The sequence below is a fragment of the Acinetobacter sp. ANC_7553 genome, assembly GCF_056779895.1.
Genome location: NZ_JBWYIV010000045.1, coordinates 1 through 654 on the forward strand (window position 1 = coordinate 1; position 654 = coordinate 654).

1 protein-coding gene and 1 pseudogene are annotated in these 654 nt (G+C 36.1%); both read right to left on the bottom strand.

Annotation, left to right across the window (positions count from 1 at the left end):
- A pseudogene (locus AC1M9I_RS14590) lies at nt 1-119 on the bottom strand (PAAR domain-containing protein); the annotation flags it as partial.
- A complete protein-coding gene (locus AC1M9I_RS14595; RefSeq protein ID WP_481611213.1) occupies nt 112-558 on the bottom strand; it encodes a PAAR domain-containing protein in 447 nt (148 codons plus the stop codon). The pseudogene AC1M9I_RS14590 and the gene AC1M9I_RS14595, both read right to left, overlap by 8 nt.
- Nucleotides 559-654: the final 96 nt, after the last annotated feature.

A 654-nucleotide genomic window follows, 5' to 3' on the forward strand; every position in this document is an offset into this window, starting at 1 on the left:
TAATGACCATCTCCAGCTCTGACAAAAGCATTCCCCATTTGAGAATCTCTAAATTGAGTTGCTGGAATTAAACCACCATGATCAGTAGGAGCATTATGAATAGCAAAACCTTTAGCCATGTTTAGCTTCCTGTTCAGAAACTAAAAAACCTTGTGGAGCTTTATCACCTTTAAAAATATTGATCGCTACAGCTTTATTGGGACTATCAATAATCTCATCGCCATTTTCTAAACGGCTACCGACTAAGGCAACTGATAAGCCATCAATCAGGCATGCTGTCCCTGCACCTGAAATAATTTTAGACGTTGTCCCATCGGCATAAATAACTTCGTCACCAACGCAAGCAATTGCTAAACCGCCAATTCTATGTTCTTTAGCGCTAGCTTTAACCAATCCATCATTTTTAGTTTTAGCGCCATTTACAGCAAGGTAATAAATGGTTTTCGGTCGATGTTGAAAATAAAGTTGTTCAGCTTTAATGGTTTGTTCAATCTCTTCTTGAGACATTTGTTCTAGTTGTTCAATCGGTAATTCATGTAGAAAAATTGGACTCATCATTTGTGATTTCACATACATTTTTTTATTTAGATATTGAGCATATCAAACTTTTTAGATTCTATGAAAATCTAGGAAAAAATCCTTTCATCTTCCCCC